General features: G+C 59.8%; 2 protein-coding genes. One reads left to right on the top strand and one right to left on the bottom strand.

From position 1 onward, the window contains the following. Window positions 1–1,475 (bottom strand): hypothetical protein (locus tag AC1DVF_RS28600; RefSeq protein WP_477783558.1); only part of this gene is annotated, 1,475 nt, incomplete at its 3' end. Window positions 1,476–2,208: 733 nt separating this feature from the next. Between AC1DVF_RS28600 and AC1DVF_RS28595 the strand changes: the two genes are divergently transcribed. Beyond that, the coding region (locus AC1DVF_RS28595; protein ID WP_477783557.1) for an ATP-dependent nuclease at window positions 2,209–3,829 on the top strand (1,621 nt) is incomplete at its 3' end.

Here is a 3,829-nt window from a genome sequence, read left to right as displayed (position 1 = left end):
GTCTTGAGGGGCTTACCCTCCGTCGCATCCGCCTGGTTGGAAAACGTGTACCGGGTCGTGTTGAGTGAGGGGTCGACCATCAGGGAAACACTGGTGGTGTCGCACCCGGACGCCTGACAGGTTGCCCGCCAGCTGGCTGTCGCGAGCGGGTACTGGTACGTCCAGGTATGCGAGATTCCGGCGCCAGTAAATGTTTTTGATGTCAAAGCCAGGTTGTTGCTGTAGCGCGGCCGGCCCTGTGACCCCTGGCTTTCGGGCGTCTGGGCGCTGCATGATTCGGGCACGTTGGAGCGTGCGTGTCGCACCGGGTGTGCTTCGAAGCGTCCCTGAAGCCCCGACGGACCGGTGATGGTTGCCACCTGCGTCGAGTCCAACGGGGCGTCAACGTCGTTGCAGTGACCGGGCGGGGCGGATGATTTGACGTCCAGGGTGAGAGCAGAGAGGTCATACGTCCAGGCAGACCCGTCCGGCAACGTCACGTTCGACAGGACCGATCCCCCGTCCAAAGGCGCGTAGGCGTACGTCCAGCTCCGTGTGCCGTTGTTGGCGGTGACAACATTGACCTTGCTGATGTGCTTGCCGTCGCTCGCGTACTCAAACGTCACCGTCCGGCCATCACTGGCCACGATGCCTGTCAGGTGGTTGTCGGTGGACCACTGGTAGGTCAGCGAATTGCCGAAGCGGTCCTCCATCCGAGTTACGGCCATGACGCCGAGGTTGCGCACAATTCCGAAATCACGCGCCGGGCGGTAAAGCAGCTGGTTGAGCCAAATTTTCTGTCCATTTGGGCCAACCGCTTCGAAGGCCTCTCCTTCCTGACCGTTCGCAGTGGAGGCCAGGCAGCCCATATGCCAGCGGTCCTTGGAGACCGCCACGTAGTTGAGGCTGTCGACCGTCGGCGCAGCGGGGGACGTGGCGACGCGGCCCAGCATGTCCTGGTCGGGCACGCCCGGAACCTGGAGCGTGTAACCCTGGTTCCACCACGCATCGGCTGGCAGCGGGTCGGAACCGGGCCGCCCTATGCGCTGGTCGGGCGGCTCCCGGAAATTCGTGCATCGGTCGGTGCGCGCGATGGAGTTGACCAACCAACCGATTTGATTCGGCCCCTGGATGATGGTGCCCTGGTTGGAGGTGAGCGTAGTGAGCCTCGGAATATCGAGATCCCAGTCGCCGAACTCCGAGTCGGACCACCGGACGGCCGCGTCACCGTCGGCGTGGAAGGTACGCCCGATTTCGATGGTAGGACCTGTGCCGGGGATGGAGATGTCGACAACGTGGAATGACAGCCCACCGTCGAACAGGTTGACCGATTCACCGAAAGGGGTCTCTCCGAGTGGTTGAATCTCGGTGTTGACCTTGACGAGCTTCTTGTACTCGTCTTCGGGGTTCGTTGTGGCTGTTTGCGCAAATGTCGCGGGAGCCAGAGTCAAGAGCACGACGACCAGATACCAACACAATCCTTTTGTGGAACGCATGCGCATGGCCCTTGTGGCTGACGGACAGTCCTTCGCAGCCGGGGCTGCGCCCGCGCACCAAGCCCGCCCGCCGGAATGCATCCCCYGCACCCCGGCCCGCGTCCCCTGACCCGCCGTCGCACGCTAGAGCAGGCGGGATCGCCCTCGCAATCTCTTGCGAACGCTCGCGCCTTCACATCTTTTCCGAAGATGAAGCCGCAATAGCCTGATGGAACTGGCAATACTTTGCGCCAAGGGGTGGTGTGTAGGTTTTCCCCTACATACGCTGGTGTACATGCCCTACAGGTTTTTTGCTCGTCCATCCTTGCGCAAAGGGTTGCCGGTGCCGTCGCGCAGGGCTGGCAAAAAGGAAGGCCGGCTCGGCATATTGGTCTCGTACCTCCGGTTCCGTCGACCAATTTGAGTTGTTGGCGGCTCAGGGGCGGCAGGTGACGCCTCGCCTGTTTCAGCGAGAGTCCTAAAGCGTGTCCTCTAAAGGCGCCTTAGCCTGCAGACAGCACTGAGGAAATTTATCGACGGCCGCCAGCCGGGACTCTCCAATCCGCGCCAGGGACTCAGCACGAGTTTTGCCGATAACGCATATAGAATTCCGGGAACGCACTTACTTGTAACCCGTGGGCGCGGCAGCTCGACAAAGACCTGTCGCCTTACCGACCAGCGGATGTCGTGGTGAATCCACTCCGCCGATGCCATAGCATACCGGCTGGGGCGCACGGAGCGCCCAAGGGAAATCATGAAACTGGTCGCGTTCAAGGTTGATGCGTTTCGTTCCATCGTTGCCACAGGTTGGCTACCGTTCTCGTCCGATGGCGTTACCGCCCTCGTCGGGCAAAACGAGTCGGGCAAGAGCGCCATCCTTGACGCGCTGCATGTTGCCTTCGGACACATCGGGGTCATTAGCTCGGATGATTTCCGTCGCGGCAGCAGTCGGCCCAGCATGGCCTTGAGGTTGAATCTCTCGCAGGATGAGCTTGGTAGCATCTGCGCGGAGTTGCCTGGGGCCACGGCTGAGACCGTCATGAAGGCGCTGTTCCCTCGGAGGCAGGATTTGGTGCTCCAGGCGTCGTTCAAGCAAACGGCTGGAAAGACGACGCGTTTCTTCAGCCTCGAATCGGATGTGCAAGAGGTGCTGGAACACGCCATCGCCAACGGCATTCCGGAACCGAAGGAGGGTGAGACAAAAGTGGACCCGAAGGTATTCGTGTCCACGGCTTCCGCCACATTTATCACGACCTTCTGGAAGCGCGTCCCTCTCTTTGCGCTTTTTCGAGAAGAGGACAGCTACCTTCCCAACACTGTCGAAATCGATGAAGACGAAAAGGATTGGCTCAAGGGAAGCGAGCACACGGGAGCGGACAACTTCCTAACGAGCGCGGGGCTAACGCTTGAACAGCTGCTCATCGAAGACGACCGGGAACGTTCATCTCTACTGTCCACGGCAGTCCTAAACGTCAATCGTCATCTAACTGACTACTGGACTCAGGTGCTGGGTCAGCGCGGCAAAATCAAGATTGAAGTGGAGTTTGCGCGTCACCCTCGTTCGCACCCTGACAGGGCGGGCGAGGCTTACCTTCGATTCTGGATATCGGAGGGTGATGGGGAGAAACTTCACCCGTCGCAGCGTAGTAAGGGGACCCGGTGGTATGTCGCGTTCTTTCTCCATCTTACGGCCGACCAAAAGGATGACCAACAAATTGTGTTGCTGCTCGATGAACCAGGGGCCTATCTGCATGCGACGGCGCAGGAAGATGTGTTGAAGCTCATCGAGAATCTGGGCGGCGCGTTGCCGGTGGTCTACAGCACACACAGTCCCTACCTCATCGACCACAAACGCATTGACCGCATCCTGGCCGTGGAGCGTGATGCACAGAACGAAGATAGCAACACCATTGTCAGGAGAGGGCTTGAACTCGCCGCTTCGTCGCAGATGACGCTGGCCCCGGTGCTCGCCGTGATGGGCGTCGATTTCTCGAGCCAGCAGCTCATCAAGCGCAAGGGCAACATACTCCTCGAAGAAAACAGCGGCTACTTCTATTTCTCCGCGTTTGTCTTGCTCACTGAAGTAGGCAAAGAGCTTTCTTTGATAGCGTGCAACGGCGCTGACAACATAAAGGTTGTCGCCGACCTGCTCACGGCATGGCGGCTGGAGTTCAAAGCTGTTCTTGATGAAGATGAAAAGGGCAAGCAGGTGTCGCGCCAACTGCGGGCGAAGTGGCAGCTCACGCCAGAGGAGGGGGCCGCTCGGACATTGTTGCTCGCAGGATGTGCCGGCATCGAGGACGCGTTTACCCGCGAAGAGTTTGAAACGCTCGTAGCTGTCGGGAACGAGCTGGCAGCCGGCGCGACCAATGCAA

It is taken from the genome of Pseudomonas sp. P4_D7, from assembly GCF_056401755.1.
The sequence above is the reverse complement of the archived record's forward strand: the minus strand, read 5'-3'. Positions and strand labels throughout refer to the sequence as shown.